34 protein-coding genes and 1 pseudogene are annotated in these 19,931 nt (G+C 60.0%); 28 read left to right on the top strand and 7 right to left on the bottom strand.

The features are described 5' to 3' along the window. Positions 1–196: 196 nt before the first annotated feature. Positions 197–802 carry a hypothetical protein gene (locus tag ACIOAU_RS15815; RefSeq protein WP_401183142.1) on the top strand — a complete coding sequence of 202 codons (606 nt, stop codon included), beginning with the start codon at positions 197–199 and terminating at the stop codon, positions 800–802. A 48-nt stretch (positions 803–850) separates the two neighbouring features. Here ACIOAU_RS15815 and ACIOAU_RS15810 read toward each other — a convergent pair whose 3' ends face one another. The 3 genes from ACIOAU_RS15810 to ACIOAU_RS15800 form a co-directional block, all read right to left on the bottom strand. After that, positions 851–1,252 carry a hypothetical protein gene (locus ACIOAU_RS15810; protein ID WP_401183139.1) on the bottom strand — a complete coding sequence of 134 codons (402 nt, stop codon included), beginning with the start codon at positions 1,250–1,252 and terminating at the stop codon, positions 851–853. Between the two features lie 103 nt (positions 1,253–1,355). Continuing rightward, a complete protein-coding gene (locus ACIOAU_RS15805) occupies positions 1,356–2,159 on the bottom strand; it encodes a hypothetical protein (RefSeq protein WP_401183136.1) in 804 nt (267 codons plus the stop codon). A gap of 3 nt (positions 2,160–2,162) precedes the next feature. Next, complete coding sequence (locus ACIOAU_RS15800) at positions 2,163–2,993, bottom strand: helix-turn-helix transcriptional regulator (protein WP_401183133.1); 831 nt, start codon at positions 2,991–2,993, stop codon at positions 2,163–2,165. An 11-nt stretch (positions 2,994–3,004) separates the two neighbouring features. Here ACIOAU_RS15800 and ACIOAU_RS15795 point away from each other — a divergent pair, with 11 nt between their 5' ends. The 14 genes from ACIOAU_RS15795 to ACIOAU_RS15730 all read left to right on the top strand — a co-directional run bounded on the left by ACIOAU_RS15795 (position 3,005) and on the right by ACIOAU_RS15730 (position 9,793). Beyond that, the gene (locus ACIOAU_RS15795; protein WP_401183130.1) at positions 3,005–3,298 is read left to right on the top strand and encodes a Cro/CI family transcriptional regulator; all 294 of its coding nucleotides are present in this window, start codon (positions 3,005–3,007) and stop codon (positions 3,296–3,298) included. A 30-nt stretch (positions 3,299–3,328) separates the two neighbouring features. Next, complete coding sequence (locus ACIOAU_RS15790) at positions 3,329–3,517, top strand: hypothetical protein (protein ID WP_004573832.1); 189 nt, start codon at positions 3,329–3,331, stop codon at positions 3,515–3,517. Between the two features lie 286 nt (positions 3,518–3,803). Continuing rightward, a complete protein-coding gene (locus ACIOAU_RS15785) occupies positions 3,804–4,640 on the top strand; it encodes a Rha family transcriptional regulator (RefSeq protein WP_401183127.1) in 837 nt (278 codons plus the stop codon). Continuing rightward, entirely contained in the window at positions 4,640–5,431 is a 792-nt protein-coding gene (locus tag ACIOAU_RS15780) for a hypothetical protein (protein ID WP_401183124.1), read from the top strand. Before ACIOAU_RS15785 ends, ACIOAU_RS15780 begins: the two co-directional genes overlap by 1 nt. Next, positions 5,428–6,153 carry a replication protein P gene (locus tag ACIOAU_RS15775; protein ID WP_401183121.1) on the top strand — a complete coding sequence of 242 codons (726 nt, stop codon included), beginning with the start codon at positions 5,428–5,430 and terminating at the stop codon, positions 6,151–6,153. Before ACIOAU_RS15780 ends, ACIOAU_RS15775 begins: the two co-directional genes overlap by 4 nt. Continuing rightward, positions 6,153–6,329: a hypothetical protein gene (locus ACIOAU_RS15770; RefSeq protein ID WP_401183118.1), complete on the top strand. Its 177-nt coding sequence runs from the start codon at positions 6,153–6,155 to the stop codon at positions 6,327–6,329. Before ACIOAU_RS15775 ends, ACIOAU_RS15770 begins: the two co-directional genes overlap by 1 nt. Further along, positions 6,329–6,544: a hypothetical protein gene (locus tag ACIOAU_RS15765; RefSeq protein WP_401183115.1), complete on the top strand. Its 216-nt coding sequence runs from the start codon at positions 6,329–6,331 to the stop codon at positions 6,542–6,544. Before ACIOAU_RS15770 ends, ACIOAU_RS15765 begins: the two co-directional genes overlap by 1 nt. Beyond that, the gene (locus tag ACIOAU_RS15760; RefSeq protein WP_401183112.1) at positions 6,541–7,011 is read left to right on the top strand and encodes a hypothetical protein; all 471 of its coding nucleotides are present in this window, start codon (positions 6,541–6,543) and stop codon (positions 7,009–7,011) included. Before ACIOAU_RS15765 ends, ACIOAU_RS15760 begins: the two co-directional genes overlap by 4 nt. After that, positions 7,008–7,280, top strand: a complete 273-nt coding sequence (locus tag ACIOAU_RS15755; protein ID WP_401183109.1) for a hypothetical protein — start codon at positions 7,008–7,010, stop codon at positions 7,278–7,280. The genes ACIOAU_RS15760 and ACIOAU_RS15755 overlap by 4 nt, the downstream gene beginning before the upstream one ends. Then, positions 7,271–7,855 (top strand): recombination protein NinG, encoded by a 585-nt coding sequence (locus ACIOAU_RS15750; protein WP_401183106.1) that lies wholly within the window; start codon positions 7,271–7,273, stop codon positions 7,853–7,855. The genes ACIOAU_RS15755 and ACIOAU_RS15750 overlap by 10 nt, the downstream gene beginning before the upstream one ends. Then, on the top strand, positions 7,852–7,974 hold the full coding sequence (locus ACIOAU_RS15745; RefSeq protein WP_401183103.1) for a hypothetical protein: 123 nt from the start codon (positions 7,852–7,854) through the stop codon (positions 7,972–7,974). Before ACIOAU_RS15750 ends, ACIOAU_RS15745 begins: the two co-directional genes overlap by 4 nt. After that, positions 7,971–8,516 carry a hypothetical protein gene (locus ACIOAU_RS15740; protein WP_401183100.1) on the top strand — a complete coding sequence of 182 codons (546 nt, stop codon included), beginning with the start codon at positions 7,971–7,973 and terminating at the stop codon, positions 8,514–8,516. Before ACIOAU_RS15745 ends, ACIOAU_RS15740 begins: the two co-directional genes overlap by 4 nt. Before the next feature lie 248 nt (positions 8,517–8,764). After that, positions 8,765–9,166, top strand: a complete 402-nt coding sequence (locus ACIOAU_RS15735; protein WP_401183097.1) for a hypothetical protein — start codon at positions 8,765–8,767, stop codon at positions 9,164–9,166. Between the two features lie 63 nt (positions 9,167–9,229). Continuing rightward, positions 9,230–9,793 (top strand): hypothetical protein, encoded by a 564-nt coding sequence (locus ACIOAU_RS15730; protein ID WP_401183096.1) that lies wholly within the window; start codon positions 9,230–9,232, stop codon positions 9,791–9,793. On the opposite strand, the gene ACIOAU_RS15725 is transcribed toward ACIOAU_RS15730, so the two are convergent. After that, positions 9,790–10,017, bottom strand: coding sequence for a hypothetical protein (locus ACIOAU_RS15725; protein ID WP_401183094.1), 228 nt, complete (start codon positions 10,015–10,017; stop codon positions 9,790–9,792). The genes ACIOAU_RS15730 and ACIOAU_RS15725 overlap by 4 nt on opposite strands. Then, positions 10,014–10,247, bottom strand: a complete 234-nt coding sequence (locus tag ACIOAU_RS15720; protein WP_401183091.1) for a DUF6555 family protein — start codon at positions 10,245–10,247, stop codon at positions 10,014–10,016. The genes ACIOAU_RS15725 and ACIOAU_RS15720 overlap by 4 nt, the downstream gene beginning before the upstream one ends. A 122-nt stretch (positions 10,248–10,369) precedes the next feature. On the opposite strand from ACIOAU_RS15720, the pseudogene ACIOAU_RS15715 reads away from it, so the two are divergent. The 5 genes and pseudogenes from ACIOAU_RS15715 to ACIOAU_RS15695 form a co-directional block, all read left to right on the top strand. After that, positions 10,370–10,757, top strand: a pseudogene (locus tag ACIOAU_RS15715) (hypothetical protein); the annotation flags it as partial. Then, positions 10,741–11,058 (top strand): hypothetical protein, encoded by a 318-nt coding sequence (locus ACIOAU_RS15710; protein ID WP_060489639.1) that lies wholly within the window; start codon positions 10,741–10,743, stop codon positions 11,056–11,058. The pseudogene ACIOAU_RS15715 and the gene ACIOAU_RS15710, both read left to right, overlap by 17 nt. Before the next feature lie 48 nt (positions 11,059–11,106). After that, positions 11,107–11,322, top strand: coding sequence for a hypothetical protein (locus ACIOAU_RS15705; protein ID WP_401183088.1), 216 nt, complete (start codon positions 11,107–11,109; stop codon positions 11,320–11,322). Next, complete coding sequence (locus tag ACIOAU_RS15700; RefSeq protein ID WP_401183085.1) at positions 11,319–11,510, top strand: hypothetical protein; 192 nt, start codon at positions 11,319–11,321, stop codon at positions 11,508–11,510. The genes ACIOAU_RS15705 and ACIOAU_RS15700 overlap by 4 nt, the downstream gene beginning before the upstream one ends. Next, on the top strand, positions 11,507–11,755 hold the full coding sequence (locus ACIOAU_RS15695; protein WP_401183082.1) for a hypothetical protein: 249 nt from the start codon (positions 11,507–11,509) through the stop codon (positions 11,753–11,755). The genes ACIOAU_RS15700 and ACIOAU_RS15695 overlap by 4 nt, the downstream gene beginning before the upstream one ends. 38 nt (positions 11,756–11,793) lie before the next feature. Here ACIOAU_RS15695 and ACIOAU_RS15690 read toward each other — a convergent pair whose 3' ends face one another. After that, on the bottom strand, positions 11,794–12,069 hold the full coding sequence (locus ACIOAU_RS15690) for a hypothetical protein (protein ID WP_401183079.1): 276 nt from the start codon (positions 12,067–12,069) through the stop codon (positions 11,794–11,796). Positions 12,070–12,141: 72 nt separating this feature from the next. Here ACIOAU_RS15690 and ACIOAU_RS15685 point away from each other — a divergent pair, with 72 nt between their 5' ends. Genes ACIOAU_RS15685 through ACIOAU_RS15665 form a run of 5 tightly spaced genes read left to right on the top strand, consistent with a single transcriptional unit; the run spans position 12,142 to position 17,033 of the window. After that, the gene (locus ACIOAU_RS15685) at positions 12,142–12,750 is read left to right on the top strand and encodes a putative metallopeptidase (RefSeq protein ID WP_401183076.1); all 609 of its coding nucleotides are present in this window, start codon (positions 12,142–12,144) and stop codon (positions 12,748–12,750) included. Positions 12,751–12,781: 31 nt separating this feature from the next. Further along, positions 12,782–13,258 (top strand): DUF2280 domain-containing protein, encoded by a 477-nt coding sequence (locus tag ACIOAU_RS15680; protein ID WP_401183073.1) that lies wholly within the window; start codon positions 12,782–12,784, stop codon positions 13,256–13,258. Continuing rightward, positions 13,233–14,561 (top strand): terminase, encoded by a 1,329-nt coding sequence (locus tag ACIOAU_RS15675; RefSeq protein WP_401183070.1) that lies wholly within the window; start codon positions 13,233–13,235, stop codon positions 14,559–14,561. The genes ACIOAU_RS15680 and ACIOAU_RS15675 overlap by 26 nt, the downstream gene beginning before the upstream one ends. After that, the gene (locus ACIOAU_RS15670; protein ID WP_401183067.1) at positions 14,561–16,024 is read left to right on the top strand and encodes a DUF4055 domain-containing protein; all 1,464 of its coding nucleotides are present in this window, start codon (positions 14,561–14,563) and stop codon (positions 16,022–16,024) included. Before ACIOAU_RS15675 ends, ACIOAU_RS15670 begins: the two co-directional genes overlap by 1 nt. Beyond that, positions 15,942–17,033, top strand: coding sequence for a minor capsid protein (locus ACIOAU_RS15665; protein WP_220633922.1), 1,092 nt, complete (start codon positions 15,942–15,944; stop codon positions 17,031–17,033). The genes ACIOAU_RS15670 and ACIOAU_RS15665 overlap by 83 nt, the downstream gene beginning before the upstream one ends. A gap of 6 nt (positions 17,034–17,039) precedes the next feature. Here the strand turns inward: ACIOAU_RS15665 and ACIOAU_RS15660 are convergent, their stop codons facing one another. Further along, positions 17,040–17,564, bottom strand: coding sequence for a hypothetical protein (locus tag ACIOAU_RS15660; RefSeq protein WP_401183064.1), 525 nt, complete (start codon positions 17,562–17,564; stop codon positions 17,040–17,042). Between the two features lie 123 nt (positions 17,565–17,687). Here ACIOAU_RS15660 and ACIOAU_RS15655 point away from each other — a divergent pair, with 123 nt between their 5' ends. The 3 genes from ACIOAU_RS15655 to ACIOAU_RS15645 are packed head-to-tail and all read left to right on the top strand — an operon-like array spanning position 17,688 to position 19,930. Then, positions 17,688–18,461 carry a hypothetical protein gene (locus ACIOAU_RS15655; protein ID WP_220633920.1) on the top strand — a complete coding sequence of 258 codons (774 nt, stop codon included), beginning with the start codon at positions 17,688–17,690 and terminating at the stop codon, positions 18,459–18,461. A 3-nt stretch (positions 18,462–18,464) separates the two neighbouring features. Then, the gene (locus ACIOAU_RS15650) at positions 18,465–19,442 is read left to right on the top strand and encodes a major capsid protein (protein ID WP_401183062.1); all 978 of its coding nucleotides are present in this window, start codon (positions 18,465–18,467) and stop codon (positions 19,440–19,442) included. A 47-nt stretch (positions 19,443–19,489) separates the two neighbouring features. After that, on the top strand, positions 19,490–19,930 hold the full coding sequence (locus ACIOAU_RS15645; RefSeq protein ID WP_220633918.1) for a hypothetical protein: 441 nt from the start codon (positions 19,490–19,492) through the stop codon (positions 19,928–19,930). The last annotated feature ends 1 nt before the right edge of the window (position 19,931 follow it).

The following is a 19,931-nucleotide window of genomic DNA, read 5'->3' as shown; positions in this document are numbered from 1 at the left end:
TTAAAGAGCGGTGAGCCGTGAGGGCCTCTGCAGGGCCGGGTGAGGCGCTGCGATGGGTAAACAATACCGCCGGTATTTCATGCGGTCAATACCTCCGGTCATGTTTTTCAACCGCCCACAAAAAACCCGCTCAGAGGCGGGGCTAGGTGCTGATGGCAAGGTGCTACAATCGGCAGACTAAAAACTGGAGCGGGCAATGAAACGGATCATCGCAATAATGGCTGCCGGTCTAGCGCTAGGTGGGTGCGCGAGTCAGACATGGAAGGCAACGGGGACCACTGACGAATTCAGCGACAAAACGACCATGATGGTGACAACCGGCGACTTTACGAAGGTCAGCCCCATTGTGACCAGCTCGTTCAAGTTCTATCCAGTTGTGCGGAAGGAGGGCGATGAGATCTACGTGGGGCTGATGTCCGGCGGCCGGTTCAAGATTCCAGTTGGGACAGTTCAGCTTCGCATCGACCAGAATGAGGCCTGGACTATTACGCCTCAGGAAACCCCTGTGAGCATGATGCCTTCGGCGCCCCAGTACGCTCTAAATCTGCCACCTGAACAGGCTGCTCTGGTCAAGCAGACCCAGGACCAGGCGATGCTGAACGTCACTCAAATGATGAGCCCATACACGGTGACAGGCGGCGAGAAGGCCAGGAAGATCCTGAAGCAGATGCTCGCCGGGCAGACGTTGAAGTACCGGACGATTGGCATCAACCAGGCAGCCTCTACAACAGGGGAGGCAATGATAGACCCTACGTTGGCTGAATCGCTAAGGGCCATCGGGATCAATCCAGGCGCGCTGTGATACACCCGCAAAAAAGCCCGCGTGGCGGGCTCTCTGGAGCGTGCAGATCTAGAACAAAGGCATCATCATGCCGCCAGGACTCATCTTGAGACCCTTAACGAGCGCTCCATTCTGGAACAGGAACTGATAGCCCTGGTTGCCGGTGTATCCGCCGTAACTGTTCTTGGCATTTACGTTGGCAGTTATCAGGTAGCCGGCGTAGAGCTGCTTACCCTCGATGGCGCTACCAATCACGTAACCTTTCTGGATAGCGCCGAACTGATATTGCGCAGAGTAGGGGTCTTTGAGCGTACCGCTGAAGTATTGCTTGATGCGCTCCTCGGCCTGATCCTGGTCAATGGCAGTGCCGTAGTCAGCAGCGGCAATCTGCTGAGGCGTGGGCCCCGAGGCGCACCCGGCCAAAAATGCGAACGATACGACCGCTATGAAGCGATAGAGCTGAGTGAACATGGCATCCCTCCCGATAGAAGAGTGAATCCTACCACTCTGGCTACGAGCCATCACACAGGCATGGAAAAGCCCGCGCTTGGCGGGCTATGCAGGCTGGAGGATTCTACTCTTCAGGCGCGTCGATGATGTCAATCAGTCTGCTGATCGTATAGAGCGCCGCGCGACCGCCGTTTATGGTCTGCACTATCACGTCTACGACATAGGCTTTTTTGAATAGGTACTCGGTGTCCAGAGCCATCTTTTGCTTGATGCTCTCGTCCGCAAACCTAACGCTGACTGCATGCTCCGCGATGTCATCAATGCGGCCTTTGTCGCCTGAGTTTCCTGAGAGTTTTTTACTGGCCCGATCCCAATAGAAAAGAACGCTTTCGTACTCTGTGCCAGGCAGGATTTTTTTGATCTCGCCAAGCCTTGCTTTAGCGAAACCCATCACTCCGCGTGCTTGAGGCTCGTTCAGCGAGACGCTGATATTGAAGGTTCCGCCGGATATGTGTCCGATATTCATCTGGGCTCCCTCATCATGAACAGTAGGCTTCACGATGTTGGAGACATTCTTCAGGGTTTTTTCTTCATCGGCAACGGCGGGTCGCTCGCCGCCCGAAAGCATCCAGTCAATTAGTGCCTTCAGGTATCCGGCAAAATCAGAGACGCCTTTGATGCCGTCAAGCAGCGGAATGGTCCCAGCCACAATCGGCATAAGGTCAGAGATTATGCTGCCGTTCTTAACCGAGCCAATAGCTAGCCTGCAGGTTCCTCTCTCGGTCTTGGACTGATGCATCGACAAAAACTGCTCGAACTCATCTGCCATTGCCTCGAGGCCGGCAGAGTACACGTCGGCAGGAACGGGCCTTCGGTTTTTAATCTCGTACCGCAGGAAATCAGGCTGCACATCCATGTTCTGGTTCAATTACTACAGATCCCCGCCGCGCCAGATAACCTGGCCGATGATCCGGTGCTCGTTATCCTCGCTGCGGAAGAAGAAGCGATCCGGGTGCTGGTCCTTGTCCTCATTGTCGCTGCGCAATAGCCACTGCCCAAGCGGGCCCTGAACAAGCCTCTTCACGATGGCGCCGTCGCCGCCAGCCAGCACGAATACCTGGCCATCGACAGGCTCAAACCTAGAGCGATCGATGAGCAGCACGTCTCTGTCATTGATGGTCGGCCACATACTCTGCCCTTCGGCATAGATGACTATCAGCTGATCATCCTTGGCCCCTCTGGCCCTCAACCATTCACGCTTGAAGGCGAGGGTAGAGCGGATCTCCACATGCGGGTTTTCGCTGCCTAGGCCTGCTGCTGCCCTGGCATCGTACTGAGGGATGTAGGCGTATCTGCCATCCAGAGCGTCTTCGTCCGAGCCTTCCGGGAGAGGAGTTTCGGCGGAAAGATGATCGTTGGCGCGCTGCTTTGCAGTGATTGCGGGAATTGCACCGCTGACCACAGCGCCAACGCCAGGTACCGCGCGCATCAGATCAAGCTCACTCGCCAGCCTAGGGCTGAACTCAGAAACCGGAACCTGGAGAGCCTTTGCGAATACGACGGCAGCGCGAAGGCTCAAGGCTGTCCGCCCGTTCATGAAATGGCTGACTGCACCTTGGGTGACGCCCTCGCCAAGCTCGGCAGCTATTCGATCTTGCGTCAGACCGAGCTCTGCACGCTTCGCGTTGTAAAGCGCCTTCAAGCGCTGGCTGTCCTCCACCTGCCAATCGGCAAGCGGGACCTTTCGAGAGTTTTTCGTCATGTGCGAATGATATGACCACCGGTATTGGCGCTACCAATAGCGGCGGTATTGACGAGCAACAATACCGCCGGTCATACTGGGCGCGTAGAACCACTGTTGAGGACGTCGCTATGCGCCGAATCCCGCTTTCCGAATTTGCCAAAGAGCACGGCCATACGAAGGCCGCTCAGATACTTGGCTGCACGCAGGGTGGCCTTAGCAAGGCAATCCGCGTCGGTCGTGACGTTTACGTGACCGTTGATGAAGACGGAACGGTGAGTGCCCAAGAGCAGCGCCCATTCCCGTCGCAAAAGTCCGCCGCTTAACCACTTTCAATCACAAGGAGCCGTCCCCGCATGTACGCCAACCCCAAGCACCTGCATGACCGTGAGATCAAGGTCCGGGTCGATGAGGACACTTTCAACCTGATACAGGCCTTGGCCGCGTATCACCGCACCCAGCGCGCCGTGCTGTGCCGCGAACTGCTGGAAGCGCAGCTGGCTGCCCTGGCCTCGGAGAATACCGGCGATCAAACCGCAGCCTGAAGGCCGCGAGGAGGCCCTATGCCGACCGAACAATTCGGTCTGGACCCGGGATCGATGGATTTGCTTGAGCGAGAGGCGCGAAAGCGGGGGATTACCCCGGAAGCGCTAGCAGCCGAGTTGATTGATCGAGAGCTGGCCAGCCGAACGAAACCTCGAAACGCGAGGGGGGCGGTTCTTCCGTTCCAGCGCAAGGCCTGAACAGGCCCTGATAAGCCCGAATTGCGGGCACAAAAAAGCCGGGGGTGAAGGCCCGGCTCTCTGCAACACAAAACTCTGTAAGGGAATTATGCATATGCAGACCCAAAGTGTACAGGCCCTCAAACGGCCCGCGCCACAAAATGCGAGCCACGATTTCGTGGCGCGCACGATGTCTTCTCGCGAAATCGCCAGCCTGACTGGCAAGCGTCACAACAACGTGAAGCGAGACATCGCCACCATGCTCGCTGACCTCAAAGAAGATGTGCTCAGTTTTGAGCACATCTACCTGGACGGGCAGAACCGCGAGCAAGTTCAGTACTTGCTCGACCGCGAGCAAGTTCAGTACTTGCTCGACCGCGAGCACACCGACTGCCTGTTAACCGGCTACAGCCCGGCATTGCGCATGAAGGTTATCCGCCGCTGGCGAGAGCTCGAAGGCCAGTCCGAGGCGCGCCAGGCTGTCATGGCAAACGGCACCAAGGTCATTGGCGAGATCGCCATCATGGAGTGCTTCACGCGCCTCCTGAAGCCTGCCGCGTCCTGCCAGATGCAGATGCTCGCCAGGATCGCCGAGAACAACGGCCTCGATCCGAAATTTCTGCCCAGCTATGCCGTGGATGCTCCGGCGGACGCAGCTGGTGGCAGCTCGCTGCCGACCAAGGCCCTGACCGCCTTGCTCAAGGACAACGGAATCCGTATGTCGCCCGCTTCGTTCAACAATTCCCTGCAACAGGCTGGGCTGATCAAGGTCATGCAGCGTAAGAACTCCAAGCAGGAGACCGTCACGTTCTGGGCCATCACCGACAAGGGTCTGTGCTTCGGCAAGAACCTCACCAGTCCCCAATCCCCCCGCGAAACCCAGCCTCATTGGTATGTTGAGCGGTTCGCTGAGCTTGCCGAGCTTATCGGCAAAGGACGTCAATGATGGCCAGGTCAAGAAACATCAAGCCAGGGTTCTTCTCGAACGAACACCTGGCAGAGCTGGACTTCGCCACTCGCCTGCTGTTCATCGGCATGTGGACCGAGGCTGACCGGGAAGGGCGCTTAGAGGATCGTCCGCGCCGCCTGAAAATGGCCCTGTTCCCGGCTGACAACGTCGACATCAATCGCATGCTGGATGACTTGGATCATTTGGGGTTCATCAAGCGCTACACCGTGGGCGATGTGAAAGCGATCCAGGTGATCAACTGGGCCAAACACCAGAACCCGCACGTCAAAGAGGCGAAGAGCACCATCCCTGAAATGCCCGGTTTAGAGGGGTCGCAGGTTGAGTCTGGTGCAAGCACGGTGCAAGCACCAGACTCGCATGTTTCTTTCCCGGCTGATTCCCTCTCTCTTGATTCCGGATTCCTGATTCCTGATTCCCTCACTCCGTCGCCTGCGGCTCCTGACTCTGCCGAGCTGTTTTCGAGGTTCTGGAAGCTGTACCCCCGCAAGGTTGGCAAGGACAAAGCCGAGAAGGCCTGGGCGAAGATCAAGCTCACCCAGCCACTGTTCGACGAGATTATCGCTGCGCTGGCCAAGCACTCTGTCACCCCGGGCTGGACCAAGGACAACGGCCAGTTCATCCCGCATGCGTCGACTTGGCTCAACGGGAAGCGCTGGGAGGACGAAGTGCCAGAGGTCGCGGCCAACGTCCACCAGTTGCCAGTGCGCCGCAACGAGCCTGATTTCAACGACACCGAGTGGGCTCGAAACCTGGTGGTGCGCCCATGAAATCAGCCAACCAACTGATGGCCGCTATGGCCAACCGTCCGCCAGAGCTGCACGGCGGCACCGTGGTCGTCTCGCTGGAGACTGCCGAGGTGGTGAACGACCTGTTCCGCCGCCTGCGCGGCATCTTCCCTGCCTGGCGCCAAGCCTGGCCGTCCACCGAGGCCCTGGCCGCTGCCAAGGAGGAGTGGATCAAGGAGTTTGCCTCCGAGGGCATCCGCACGCTCGAGCAGATCGAGTTCGGCATCGAGAAGTGCCGCAAGCTCAAGAAGCCCTTCGCGCCGAGTGTCGGCGAGTTCATCGCCATGTGCCAGCCGACGCCTGAGGACTTCGGCATGCCTGCACCTGCTGATGCCTGGATCGAGGCACTGATGGGAATGTACAGCCACGAGGCCGTGAAGATCGCCGCCGTGGCCACCGGCCTGTTCGACCTGCGCGCCGCACAGCAGAGCGACAAGGGGCTCCAGGCTCGCTTTGATCGTGCCTACCAGATCGTCCTGCGCCGCGCTCAGGAGGGCGAACCGCTCGACGGGAGGATCGCCACCGGCATCGGCCACGACAGCCAGAAAAGCCTGCTGGAGCTCGCAGACGAGCATGCCAAGCAGCGCCAGGCCCGCCTGCTGGAGATCCAGCAGATCCCAACCACCGCCGCAGCCTGCCGTGCGCAGCTGATGGCCAAGTTGAACATCAAGCGCGCCGGGCAGCCGGCCGGGGAGGGGGTGTGATGGAGATTAACTTCAGAAATATCGGCGACATAGGAAATGCATACGGCGGGCTAGCGGTGAAACAGGAGGGGGGAAAGTTCTTCTGGTCGATTGAAAACTGGGACGGCTACGAGTGGCAGGAAATCCCGAAATCGCTGTTCGACGAGCTTGTCAGATTTCACCAGGAGCAGCACTGATGGACACCAAAAAGATGCGCGAGCAGCGCGCCCAGGCTGATGCACGAGTGTTGAAGTACCTCCAAGGTTGCCTGGGCTCAACTGCCTGGGCGATGTCTGGCGCCGTGCGCCTGAGCCGAGAAGAAGTCTCCAAGGCATGCCAGCGTCTTAAGCGCAAAGGCCTGGTGGCCACCTCGCCAACCCATACGGCCTACTGGCAGGCGGTGAAGCCATGACCGAGAAGATCAGCGTCAACTGCCAGGCCAAGCTGTCCGAGGCCATCACCATGATGACCCGGCTGTTCCGCGACAAGAAGTTCGTCGTGGTCAGCATGCGCCCAGGCAAGGACCGCACTCTGGACCAGAACGCTCTGTGGTTCGCCATGTATGAGCGCATCGCCAAGAGCACTGAGATGGGCGACGCGGAAGAGGTGCGCCGCTACTGCAAGCTTCACCACGGCGTGCCGATCATGCGCGCCTCCTGCGAGGAGTTCCGCGACGGCTACAACCTGGCGCTGCTAAGTCTGCCGTACGAGATCAAGCTGCGCTGGATGGGCCCGTGTGCCATGTTCGGGCCGGATGGTTTCCCGGTTACCCGCCTGTTCAACCGCGCCCAGGGCTGCCAGTACACCGACCGGATTGTTGAGGAGTTCGCTGCGCGCGGCGTGCACTTCGCTGATCTGCTGGGGGAGGAGGCGGCATGAGCCATCAATTCAAGCCGGGCGACCTGGCGCTGACGCTGGTATCAATTCCCGAGCACGTCGGGGTAGGGGCATGCGTCGAGGTTCGGCGAATTCTTGAGGCGGGGGACGAGTATCAAACGCCTGATGCTCGCCGCTGCACGAAATGCCAAATGGTTATGGTCACCAAGGAAGGCTGCCATTACCTCTACAGGCCTTCGGAGCTAATGCCCCTACGCGGCGACTTCGAACTCGATCAGCAGAAAGCCAAGGAAGCCGAGCCATGCGCGTAGCACTCAAGGAAGTGAAGCAGAAGACCTGCAAGAACCCAGCGTGCGGCGCCAAGTTCACGCCTATGCAGTTGGGGCAGAAGGTCTGCGGCTGGCAGTGCGGTCTGGCCATCGCCGGTGAGCTTAGGAACCAGATAGTCGCCCGCAAGGCCATCGCCCAGCGCGAGCGCCGAGAGATCAAGGTGCGCAAGGAGAAGCTCAAGAGCCGCGCCGATCACATTCGTGAGGCTCAAGTGGTTTTCAACCAGTGGGTGCGTCTGCGCGACGAAGCGCTGCCGTGCATCAGCTGCGGGCGGCACCACCATGGCAAGTATGACGCCGGCCACTATCGCACGACCGCTGCCTGCCCTGAGCTTCGGTTCGATCCGCTCAACGTGCACAAGCAGTGCTCGCCGTGCAACACGCAGCTGTCGGGGAACATCGTGGAGTACCGCTTGGAGCTGATCCGCCGCATTGGCCAAGAACAGGTCGACTGGATCGAAGGGCCTCATGAGGCCAAGCGGTACACGATTGAGGATTTGAAGGCGATCAAGGTGCGCTATCGGGCGCTCATTCGAGAATTGAAGGGGGCAGCATGAACTGGACACCAACCGACACCGGCCAGCTCCTGCTGCTGGCCATGGCCATCTTTGGCGCCTACTGCATTGTGCGGGGCATGTTGATCTCGAATCGCCTGAAGAAGGAGCAGGGCCTGTGAACTATCAGAACGTGGTATCAGCGGTAGTCCGCGCTCTGGCGGCTGAGACGATCAACAGCGCGGGCGGTTGCGACTTCGAGCCGAAGGTGCAGGCCGCCAAGCAGAAGGGCGCCATCGTTGGCAAGGAAGCCGCATTCCTGATCGACTGCATGGTGCACGCCAGGCTGCGCACCCAGCTGGCCACCGAGCACTGGCTGGTGCTGGTTGCGCAGTACTCCACGCACGCCGAGCGCAAGCACGAAGCGATCATCGCAATTGCCAAGGCCATCCGCTCACCGGCGCCGGAGCGATTCCGTCACGCAGCGGTGGTGACCTGGGCCATGCCGAAGCTGCCCGGGCAGGAAGGGAAGCGATCGACCAACGGTCTGCCTGCCGCCTGGTACTGCATGGATAACTGGCTCGATGAGCCGGTCGCCGAGCGCACCCAGTACCGGTGGAAGGCGGGGCTATGCAAGGAGCTGCGTCGCCGCGTAGATCTGGCGCTCACAGAGGCTCAGGAGATTCTTGATGCCGAGGGCTTGATTCAGAAAATTGCCGCTTGACGATTAGTGGCAGAATGGCATACATTTACCTCTATCTTGTCCTTCTTGCGTGTTAAGAATGACGAACCAAAGCCCGGCCACTGTGCCGGGTTTTTTATTGCCCGCAAGAGGGCCTCAAGAGCACCTGCTTCCTTCCCTGTCTCAGGTCTCACCATTGTGCAGCGGCGTGACCTCGCGCTATAGCGAAGATGAAAGCCATTGGCTACTATCCTGCAGATGAAAGCAACTTCCATCAGGGATGTGTACCAATGAGCGACAGAGACGGCTGGCACAGGGACTCGAGAGGGAATGAGCACTTTCACGCGCATGACGCAGAATGGGCCGATCGTGAAATCCGCGAAAAAGCAGCGAGTTCGTCAAGCTCAGACTATGGCCGTGATCCCAGCAGGAATGCCGCGCATGGTTTTCAACTTGCCTTCTTATTCCTGGGTGGCGTTTGCTTGCACGAAGCCCGCTTACTTTGGCAGATGGTGGAAAAGTCGATGAAGAGTTCCGGGTTTTCGCCAGTAACCTCGGACCGAGTGGGCATGGCGGCGGGCGCAGCACTGCTAGTTTTCGGCGCTGTACTGATCTGGAAGGCACCTGGTTATCTCGCCAAAACGGTCGTTCTCATCTTGTTCGCACTCATTGCTGGTTACCTAATTTTCTAACGCTACTTTTTCCATATCGAGCCTCGGCATTTGCCGGGGCTTTTTCATTTCTGGAGCAAACCGATGAGCGAATCCATACAGGCGCAGCTGTTCGCAATCGAGACCAACCTGAGCGGGCTCCGCGCTGAGCTGTCGATGGGCAGGGTTGCTGCGGCACGCGCTACCACCGCCCTGACTGCACGGGTCGCCTCTGCGGATGTACATGTGAAGCCAGAGGAGGCAGTAGAGCCACTGCGCATGGGCAAGGTGGTCTTCTACGGTGAGTCAGCCCGCCAAATCCGTGCCGCCCAGGCAGTGCTCCAATCTGCCGAAATCGGCCAGCTTGAGGTTGTGAAGCGCGCCAACGAGCCAGGCGAGCCATTCGTTGTGATCGATGGCCAGGTGTTCATCAACAAAGCGACTGTTGACCAAGGGCTGGTAGATCCCGTGCGGATCGAGATCAAAACCACGACCACCGATGCGGGACAGAAGGTCATGTCCGGCCTGATCAGCGAGAGCGCCATCTGCGATCAGCTGCTCAGTTGCATCGAGGCCATCGGCGCGGGCGATAGCCGTGCCGAACTTTTACGCCAGGTCATCCGCGACGAGCTCAAGCCCGGCGGCATGCTCCACCGGGTGGTCGTTTAGCCCAACAGCTGAAGTCGCACATCCGAAATACCTAAATCCGAGACAGCTACCCGTTGTTCTCCAATGGTTGAAGGCACGGACTTGCGCATATCGGCTACAGGATCTGAATGCCCATGTAGGCTCAAGACCACGGCCAACGCATCATCCTGTTGGAGTTCGACATCGGACTCGCATACCCAAAAGCGCGGTTGGCCCTTCATGTTGTAGTCGATTCGGTATTTCATGTGCTCTCCGACCTCCGCCATCTGGTATCGGTTATGCCATACCGCTCGGCCAAAGGGCGCGAGATCTTCTTGAGGTTGGAAGCGCCGAACTTGGGAATTACCCCCACCCCAGCGTCACAGGCGGCCCAGTGCCACGCTTCAGCATTGTCCATCTTCTCTGTGCGGATGATGCAGCTTCGAGCCTCTCCATGAAGCTGATACTCGATGACGTATAGCGATTGATTGAGCATTTTCCAGTTCCGATTGAGGGCCATCCCGGCCGTCGATTCTTTTAGCGTTTAAGTGAAGTCAGGGCAAGGGCGTTGGCCCTGTGCCGACCACTGGGGCGCTCTTCATCATAGTTGGAGAATAAATGGACCCGACCGACCTTGGCCCAGGCACAGCTACCTGGCTGGGCGGAACGGGCACCGTATTGCTGGGAGGCTTTCTGTGGCTGCGTAAGTTCCTCTCCAAGGATGCTGCTGACCGCGCCATGGATAACGCCGACATCGGCACCGTGCGCCGGCTGAACGAGCTGCTCGACTCAGAGCGAGAGGCCCGCAAGCTTGCCGAAGCCCGCGCTGACCAGTTCGCCCAGGAGCGCAACGAACTCACCCGATCCATGGGGCAGCTGGAAGGCAACATACTGGCACTCACCAGGCAGGTAGAGCTGCTGTCCATGCAGGTCACCGCTCAGAGCGAAGAAATAGCCAGGCTGCGCGGGAAGCTGGGAGGTGCCACCTGATGGACAAATGCGCAATCCAATTCATGGCCCGCCATTGGTGGCGCCGTGTCGAGGTCTGGTTCATCGCCATGCTGCTGGTCACAGGCGGGGTATTCTTCGGCTTCCAGCTCGGGCAGTGGGCGCTGGCTGATTCCTACCGTCAGCAGGTCGCGGAGATCCGCGCCGCCTACGACGAGGCCACGCTGCAACGTGACCACCGCCTGGATGAGCTGACCCGCAAGACCAGCTCGGCAGCCGAGAAGGCAACCAAGGCGGCGACTACCGCTACCAAGGCGGCCGATAAGGCTGATGAGGCCCTCAATCGGGTATCGCCTTAGGGCGCGCCACAAAATCGACATGCGCCGTTTCGTGGCGCCGGAGCTCTCATGGGCATCAAGACAACTCTGATCCACTTCAACGACATCACGCTGACGCTGACTGAAGCGGATCTGAAGGCAGCACTCATCACCAAGTACGGTGATGCGGCTACTGAGGCGTTGGGAGGAGGGTGTCTTCTGCAAAACGCCAGCTACTCTCACTTCGCGCCAGAGGAGGGGGTGACGTTCACCTTCGCCCAGCCTTTGGAGGGGCACGCCACATGAGCAAAGTTTCTCGTTTGCATCATGCCTTGCCGCTATCGCCTGAGGTGGTGGCCGCGGTAAATGCCCTGGACGCCAGCTTGATCGCTGCGGTCGACGAGGCCAAGAAGTCTGGCCTGCCTCAAGGAATGATCGTTGCGCTGCTGCATGGCCATGCCCACGCCGAGACGCACAAGCTGGTGGCTCAATGAAGGTCGTTGAGTTCCAGCGCGAGAACTGGCGTGATGCCTCGAAAGCGTTGCGCAGGATCGCGGAGCAGCTGGATAGCGGAGAGCTACCCGTTTGCAGCATAGGCGTCATGGCTATGCGCGACTCATCTGGGCAGGTTGAATTATTCGCCTTCGGTCCGGCGGCCGACGACCTGCAGTCCTTGGCGATGTTTCGTCTCGCTGAGCAGAAGCTGATCGACGTGCTGCTGGATAGCGGGGAAGGGTAGGTGTGCCGCAGGTGAGTGCGGCACATTGATGACGGGATTTAGTTCTGATTGAACATCTGCGACACGGTGCAGCTGATGACAGGCTGCTGATATGCCTTGCACTGCATTCCCATATCGAAGGTCGGCTGGAACAGGCTGCCGCAGATAAAACCCATCAGGGCGATAAGCACCAGATAAACCTTCGCGCGCTCTCGAGGGGGGCTAGTGTTGTCGGCGTAGGCTATGAATCGCCGTACCTGCCGTCCCAGCAAGTAGAGCGCGCACATGGCCAATGGAAAAACCAAGCTCATAAGGCCGACCTTAAACGGAAACATGACGCTACCTCTGCGGTGGTGGATCGCTATCAATACCGGCGAAAAGCCACTATTGCAAGTCGCAGGTGAGCCGTGAATAGACCCATTCCGCCTGCAGGCATGTGTGATGCGCCTTTGCTCACGCTTCGCCCGGCTCCTGAGGTGTGGGAGTGGATACAGGCCGAGATCATCGCCACCACCGGCAGCATCCACAACGAAGATCATGCTCACCTCATCGACGCGAATATCGGCCTGCTGTGGGCGTCGTCCGCGTTCGCGAAGAAGGGTAGGACGGTGCTGGGCCAGGCAGAGCAGCTGATGATTCGCGCCGGCGGCTGGCAGAAGGTACGGCAAGAGCAGCAGATGCGTGACTGGTTCGGCGAAGAGCCTGAGTTCCTGATCACTCTCGCCGCTGACTACTGCGCTCAGTGCACCGAGGCAGAGTTCTGCGCCCTAGTCGAACACGAGCTTTACCACATAGCGCACAAGCTCGATAAGTACGGTGCCCCGGCATTCACCCAAGACGGCATGCCCAAGCTTGAGATGCGCGGGCACGACGTCGAGGAGTTCATCGGTGTGGTCCGCCGCTACGGTGCCAGCCGCGACGTACAGCAGCTGATCGACGCTGCAAGCCGGCCGCCTGAGGTGGCCAAGATCAACATTTCGAGGGCCTGCGGAACCTGCCTGCTCAAATCGGCCTGAATCCTGACAGGTCCTGACGAGCGATTACCCTATGGCAACACTACGAAGCGAGGTCAAAGCCTTCATTGTTCAGGCTCTGGCCTGCTTCGATACACCTTCCCAGGTGGTGGAGGCCGTCAAGAAAGAATTTGGCCTGGACGTCAGCCGGCAGGTCTGCGAGGGACATGACCCGACGAAGTACGCTGGGCGTGGCCTGGCCCAGAAATGGGCGGACCTGTTTCATGAAAGCCGCAAGCGCTTTCGTGAGGAGGCAGCGGATATCCCGATCGCCAACCGAGCGTTCCGGCTGCGCGGGCTAGGGCGGATGGCCGAGAAGGCCGAGACCATGCGCAACCTGGCGCTGACAGCCCAGCTGTACGAGCAGGCCGCCAAGGAGTGCGGTGACATGTACGTCAACCGCAAGATCGAACCCGACAAGCCCCTGGGCTCCCAGGCGGACCAGCAGCACGCAGTTGCTGAGTACACGCTGGAGCCAGACGAGAATGTCCCCACTTCCCCGCACCTATGACGCGCCGGTAAAGCTGACGCCGAAGCAGGCGAACATCTATTGCTGGGGGTTTCAGCCTGAGGCGCGCTTCCGTGATGCGGTGTGCGGCCGACGCTTTGGTAAGACCTTCCTCGGCAAGGCTGAGATGCGCCGTGCGGCCCGACTTGCTGCGGAGTGGGGCGTGAGCGTTGAGGACGAGATCTGGTACGGCGCGCCGACTTTCAAGCAGGCCAAGCGCGTGTTCTGGCGCCGGCTGAAGCAGGCGATTCCTGAAGCCTGGCGTGCGGCCCGGCCAAACGAGACCGAATGCTCAATCACCCTGAAGTCCGGCCACATCATGCGCGTGGTCGGCCTGGACAACTACGACAACCTGCGCGGCTCCGGCTTGTTCTTCGTGCTGGTGGACGAGTGGGCCGACTGCCCGTGGGCGGCGTGGGAGGAAGTGCTGCGGCCAATGCTCTCGACCTGCCAGTACACCATCGCGAGCACTGGTGAAAGCCGCAAGGGTGGCCACGCCCTGAGGATCGGCACGCCTAAGGGGTTCAACCATTGCTACGACACCTACCGCGACGGCCAGGCGGGGGGTGAGCCAGACCACAAGAGCTGGCAGTACACGTCGCTACAGGGCGGCAACGTACCGGCTGAGGAGCTGGATGCGGCTCGGCGCAAGATGGACCCACGCACGTTCCGGCAGGAATACGAGGCGGGGTTCGAGAACTATGCAGGGGTCGTCTACTACACCTTCGACCGAGCCGAGTGCCGAACCAGTGAGCGAATTCAGCCCGGCGAGGCGCTGCATATCGGCATGGACTTCAACGTCATGAAGATGAGCGCAGTGGTGTACGTCGTGCGCGACGGCCTGCCCCTTGCGCTGGATGAGTTCCACACGGTCCGCGACACGCCGGAGATGATCGAGAAGATCAAGGTGCGCTTCCAGAGCCACAGCATCTCGGTCTACCCAGACGCCAGCGGCCAGAACACAAGCAGCAAGAATGCCAGTGAGTCGGATCTATCCCTGCTGAAGAAGGCGGGCTTCACCGTCGTGGTCGACTCGCAGAACCCGGGCGTCAAGGATCGCGTCAACGCGGTCAACGCTATGTTTCTCAACACCTACGGCGAGCGACGCCTGAAGGTCAACATTGACCAGTGCCCGCAGCTCACGCAGTGCCTCGAACGGCAGACGTACACCGACAAGGGCGAGCCGGACAAAGACCCCAAGAAGGGCCACGACCACATGAACGACGCCGCCGGCTACTTCATCGCCAAGCGGTACCCAATCAAGAGCCAGTCGGCCGGCACTCGCCGCATCGGAGGTTTGGCGTAATGCCTGTTCAATCCACCAACCCAGACTACGACGCTCACATTGATGAGTGGCGGATGATGGACGACGCGCTTGAGGGCGAGGGCGCCATCAAGAGCAATCAGCGCAACCTACCCAAGCCCAGCGGTATGGTGGAGGCGGAGAAGCTGGACGGGCAGGGCAATGCCTACCTGTACCAGAACTACACGGCCCGGGCGCAGTATGAGCACTGGGTGCGCGACTCGCTGCGCTCAATGATGGGGCTGGTGTCACGGCTCATCCCAGAGGTGAAGCTGCCGAGTGGGCTGAAGGATCTGGAAGAGAACGCTACCGCCGACGGCTTCGGCCTGGCCCAGCTATTTCTGCGCATTGTGCGTCAGGCGATTTCTCACGGCCGGGTGCCGTTGGTGGTCAACGTCGACGATGCTGGCCAGCCGTACTTCGCTACCTACGCTGTGCGCAACGCGATCAATTGGGACACTGCCGACCAAGGCGGTCGTCAGGACCTGGTGCTGTCCGTGTTCCGGGAGTTCCGGAAGAAGGACGCCGAGGACCGCTACAGCCATGAGTGTGTGACAGTCTTCCGCGAGTTCTACATGGATGGAGATGTCTGCTTCACGTCAGTGCGTAACCAGGCAGGCGAGCTGATCGAAGATGCCCGGCCACTTGGCACGGTTGGCAACGACAACCGGCTGGTGCGAGGTCTCGAGTACATCCCGGTCATTTACTGCGGATCGACCGACAACTCGCCCGACGTGGACGAGATTCCGCTGCTGACCATGGCGCGCGCCGCGCTCAAGTCCTACCAGCTCAGTGCCGACTACTTCACCGCGTTGCACCAGACCAGCCACCCGCAGCCGTGGGTATCCGGCCTGGACGAAAGCGTTGAGTTGAGCGTCACCGGGCCTTCGGCGGCTTGGGATCTCGGCCCAAAAGGTCAGTGCGGGTATCTCGAGTTCCAGGGCGCCGGTGTCGAAGCCGTACGCACCGCCATGTCCGACCAGAAAAGCGCAGCCCTTGAGGCTGGCGCCAAGGTCATGGACGTATCCGGCACTGAATCGGGCGAGGCGCGCAAGACACGGCAGAACGACCAGCATGCCACGCTGCACAGCATCGTCATCACCGCGGCTGCCGCCATTGAGCAGGCGTTGCGGTACGCCGCAGAGTGGACTGGCTACAACCCGGACGACGTGGTCTTCACCGTCAAGCCAGAGTTTGTGATTCCAGAGGTCAACGCCCAGGTGCTTGCCGAGCTGCAGAAGAGTGTCATGGCCGGCACGATCAGCGCCGAGACCTACTGGCAGTACCTCACCACCGGCAAGCTGCCTGAGCGAGCCTACGACGAAGAGGCCGGGCTGATCAGCGACGAGCGCGAGTCAGCCGGCCTCAACCTGGACAAAGATGATGGCGACGAAACCGACACAGACAGCGGACGAGGTGCTGCTGGAGCAGGTAAGTCGGCACGCGGTGCTGCTGGAGAGGCTTAAGGCGGGTGAGATCAAGAAGTTCGAGACGGTCCTGCGCCAAGTGGATACGCAGGTTCGGGACCAACTCACGCGAAAGGAGCTGACCACCTACAGCCGCAGCCGGCTTGAGGAATTCCTCGGACGGGTGGGCGGCAAGCTGCTGGGCATCTACCAGGCTTTCGGCGATCGCATGCAGGCCGACCTGGTCGACATCGCACTTTACGAGGCGGCTTTCGAAGGAAAAAGCCTGGCCAAGGCTCTGCTGATTAACGCCATCATGCCGAGTGACTCGCTCATCCGGGCGGCGATCAACACTCAGCCGCTGCAGGTGTCGGGAATCGATGGCGGAACGCTGCTGAAGCCATTCCTCAATGGCTGGACTCGCACCGAGTCGACGCGAGTGACCAATGCGATCCGGCTTGGGGTGTTGCAGGGCCAGACCAACGCCGAGATCACCCAGGCCATACGAGGTACCGCGGCGCAGAACTTCACCGATGGCGTGCTCGCGGTGAGCAACCGCAATGCCAGGTCGGTCGTGCACACCGCTGTGCAGCACGTTTCCGCCACGGCCCGCATGGAGACGCTGGCCGCGAATGCCGAGTTCGTCCCGGGCTACCGGATCGTGGCCACACTCGACAGGAAGACCAGCCAGCAGTGCAAGAGCCTCGATGGGCGGGAGTTCGAGTTAGGCAAGGGGCCAGTGCCGCCGCTCCACGTCAACTGCCGAACAACGATCACACCGATCACCAAGTTGTTTGCGGTATTCGCGAAGGGCGCCACCCGCGCATCTGTGGGCGCCTCTGGCGGTGCGCAGGTCTCGGCCAGCCTTAGCTACTACCAGTGGCTAAAGACGCAGCCAGCGTCGTTCCAGGACGCCGCGCTGGGCCCGGCGCGTGCCAAGCTTTTCCGCGCTGGTGGGCTGAGCGCCGAGCGATTCGCCTCGCTGCAGTTGGACAAAAATTTCAAACCGCTGACGCTCGACCAGCTCAAGGAGTTGGAGCCTTTGGCTTTCTCCAAGGCAGGTCTTTAGAGGTTATCAGGCCCGGCAAAGCTCTCTTTTATGCTCGTAATCACTCAATACTTCGTCATAGAGAGCTGGCCAGTCAGCAAACGTCGATCCGGTTTCTTGATGCGCCTGCTGTTTTTGCTCCTCGGTTTTCACAGACATTGCACGTTTGGCCGAGGCAGCAATTTTCAGCACATTCACCCCAAGTTTCGTAGCGCCGGTGTAAGCCGTTAGCTCGTAGGAAGCTCTGATGACTCGCTGAGCGGCGGAGTTATATGCAGTTCGATCTTCCTGTGTCGCTGTTGCAACTCCAATCATATCTCCAAGGCTCCCGAGAACTATCGCGGCTTTCTCACGAAAAATCGCCTCTTGGCTATCGATCCGGCTGATGCAGCTTTGCTCCCTTGCTTGATTCGTAGTGATCTTTCCTGAAATCACGCTCAGTCCGGCGACGGCAAGCGTAGCTAAAGCCGCGATTGCTGCTGCGGCTATGACGTCGCTTACTTGAAATCGCTTCTTTGGCTTTACGTCCGAGTTGTTCTTCTCTTGCTGCATTGGTCTGGATCTCGGTGTTTGAAATTGGCGGCGATTCTACTCGATGAAATTTACCTAGGCCCATATCCACGGGCTTTTCTTTGCCCGCAAGGCGGGCCCATCTAATCCCCAGGGGATACTGACATGCCTTTTGATTTCGACCCGGCCGCTCACGGCCTCACCCTCGATGACACTCAGGCCGCAGCACTCAAGGCAGCGCTGGGCGGCGAGGTACAGAAATTCCTGGACGGTGAGGTCTCGGGCCTCAAGACCAAGAATCAGGAGCTGATCGGCTCTAACAAGACCATCAAGACCGAACTGGACAAGCTCAAAGGGCAGTTCGACGGCTTAGACATCGAGGCGGTCAAAGGCCTACTCACCAAGGCTGGCCAGGACGAAGAGACCAAACTGATCGCCGAGGGCAAGCTGGACGAGGTCGTCAGCCGCCGCACCGAGCGCCTGCGTTGCGATCTCGACAAGCAGATCAAGGCCGCGAACGACCGTGCCGAGAAGGCCGAAGCCTTCGCTGCCAAATACAGTGACAAGGTGCTGGCCGACTCCATCCGCGCTGCCGCCATCAAGGCTGGCGCGCTGCCCGAGGCTGCCGAGGACATCATCCTTCGCGCCCGCGGCACTTTCAAACTGAGCGAAGACGGTGAGCCGATCGCCACTGACCGAGATGGCCAGGTCATCTACGGCAAGGACGGCAAAAGCCCACTGTCTCCTCACGAATGGGCGGAATCGCTGCGCGAAACCGCTACCCACCTGTGGCCAAGGGCTCAGGGTGCCGGGCAGACCGGCGACAACGGTGGCAAGGCCACGAAGAAATGGGGCGAGTACACCGAGACCGAGCGTGCTGCGATGGCTCGTGACAACCCCGACGCTTTCAAAAAACTCCAAGCCACCCGAGGAACCTAACCCATGGCATCTACCCAACTGTCGGACATCTTCGTTGCCAACTACTACGGAACTCTGGAGCCGGTGAACTCCCCAGAGAAGACCGCCGTTTATGAGTCGGGCATCATCACCCGTTCCGCGACTCTGGACGGCATCGCCAAGAACGGCCAAGGCACTTCCGAGATCAGCTACTGGCAGGATCTGGACGCCGATGAGGCGCCGAACATCTCCAACGACGACCCTGATGACCTGGGAGCCGTCGGCAAGGCCGAGCAGGGCAGCATGCGCGCCCGCACCCTGTACCTCAACAAGGGCTATGGCGTATCCGACCTGACTGCTGAGCTGGCCAACTCCGAGCCGATGCAGCACATCCGCAACCGCTTCGGCACCTACTGGACCCGCCAATGGCAGCGCTACCTGATGGGGGCGGCCCGCGGCGTGATTGCGTCCAACATCGCCAACAACGGCGGGGATATGGTGAAAGATGCGGGCGCATCCATCAGCGCAAACGCCTTCCAAGACGCTGCCTTCACCGCTGGTGACGCCGCCGACATGTTCGCCGCGATCGGCGTGCACTCGGTCGTGATGAACCAGATGGTGAAGCAGGACATGATCGAGTACCTGCGCGACTCGCAGGGCAAGGTCATCCTGGCCACCTACCTTGGCAAGCCGGTGTTCATGGATGACGGCCTGATCTACGCCCCGGGCCAGTACCTGTCGCTGTTCTTCGGCCAAGGCGCCTTCGGCTATGGCGAGGGCGATCCGCACATGCCTGTCGAGATGCAGCGCAAGCCGGACGGCGGTAACGGTGGCGGTGCCGAGGTGCTGTGGGAGCGCAAGACTTACATCCTCCAGCCGGCCGGTTTCAGCTGGCAGGGCAGCGAGAACCGCAACCTGAGCCCGAGTGCCACCCAGTACGCTGCCGCGGCTAACTGGAAGCGCGTGTTCGATCGCAAACAGGTTCCGTTCGCCGCGGTCATCAGTGGCACCGCCACCCCTTGACCCCATGATGCAGGGCGCCTGCCTGGCGCCCTGCGCAGGAGATCAGCATGAAAGTCATCTACACCAACAACCCGGGCAGCGAGCGCGATACCTGCTATCGCCGTCTGGATCAGTTCTTCGGCGTGATCGACGGTGCTACCTCGGTATCCGTGCAGGGGAGTGCCCCGCACATCGGCGAGGCCTACCAGCGCCATGGCATCAGCGTGAGCGAGATCGAGGAAGGTCTGCGCCTGGATGGCCCTACCGTCGCTCAATGGGTGGGAGAGGGTTACAAGGCGTCGGCCTACCCACCGAGCGGCTACGCCCCGGTTAGCAGCCAAGCGGAGATCGACAAGGCGATTGAGGAGGAGGGTGGCGGCGATCCCGAAACTGATCCTCACAAGATGAAGGTCCCGGAGCTCAAAGAGTGGCTGACGGCCCAGGGCATCACCTTCGATCCCGCCCTCAACAAGCCCGAGCTGCAGGCCCTCATCCCGCCGAAGGAATAAG

This window comes from Pseudomonas sp. NPDC088322 (assembly GCF_044740745.1).
Classification (GTDB): domain Bacteria; phylum Pseudomonadota; class Gammaproteobacteria; order Pseudomonadales; family Pseudomonadaceae; genus Aquipseudomonas; species Aquipseudomonas shirazensis.
This window is presented reverse-complemented; position numbering and strand designations above follow the sequence as displayed.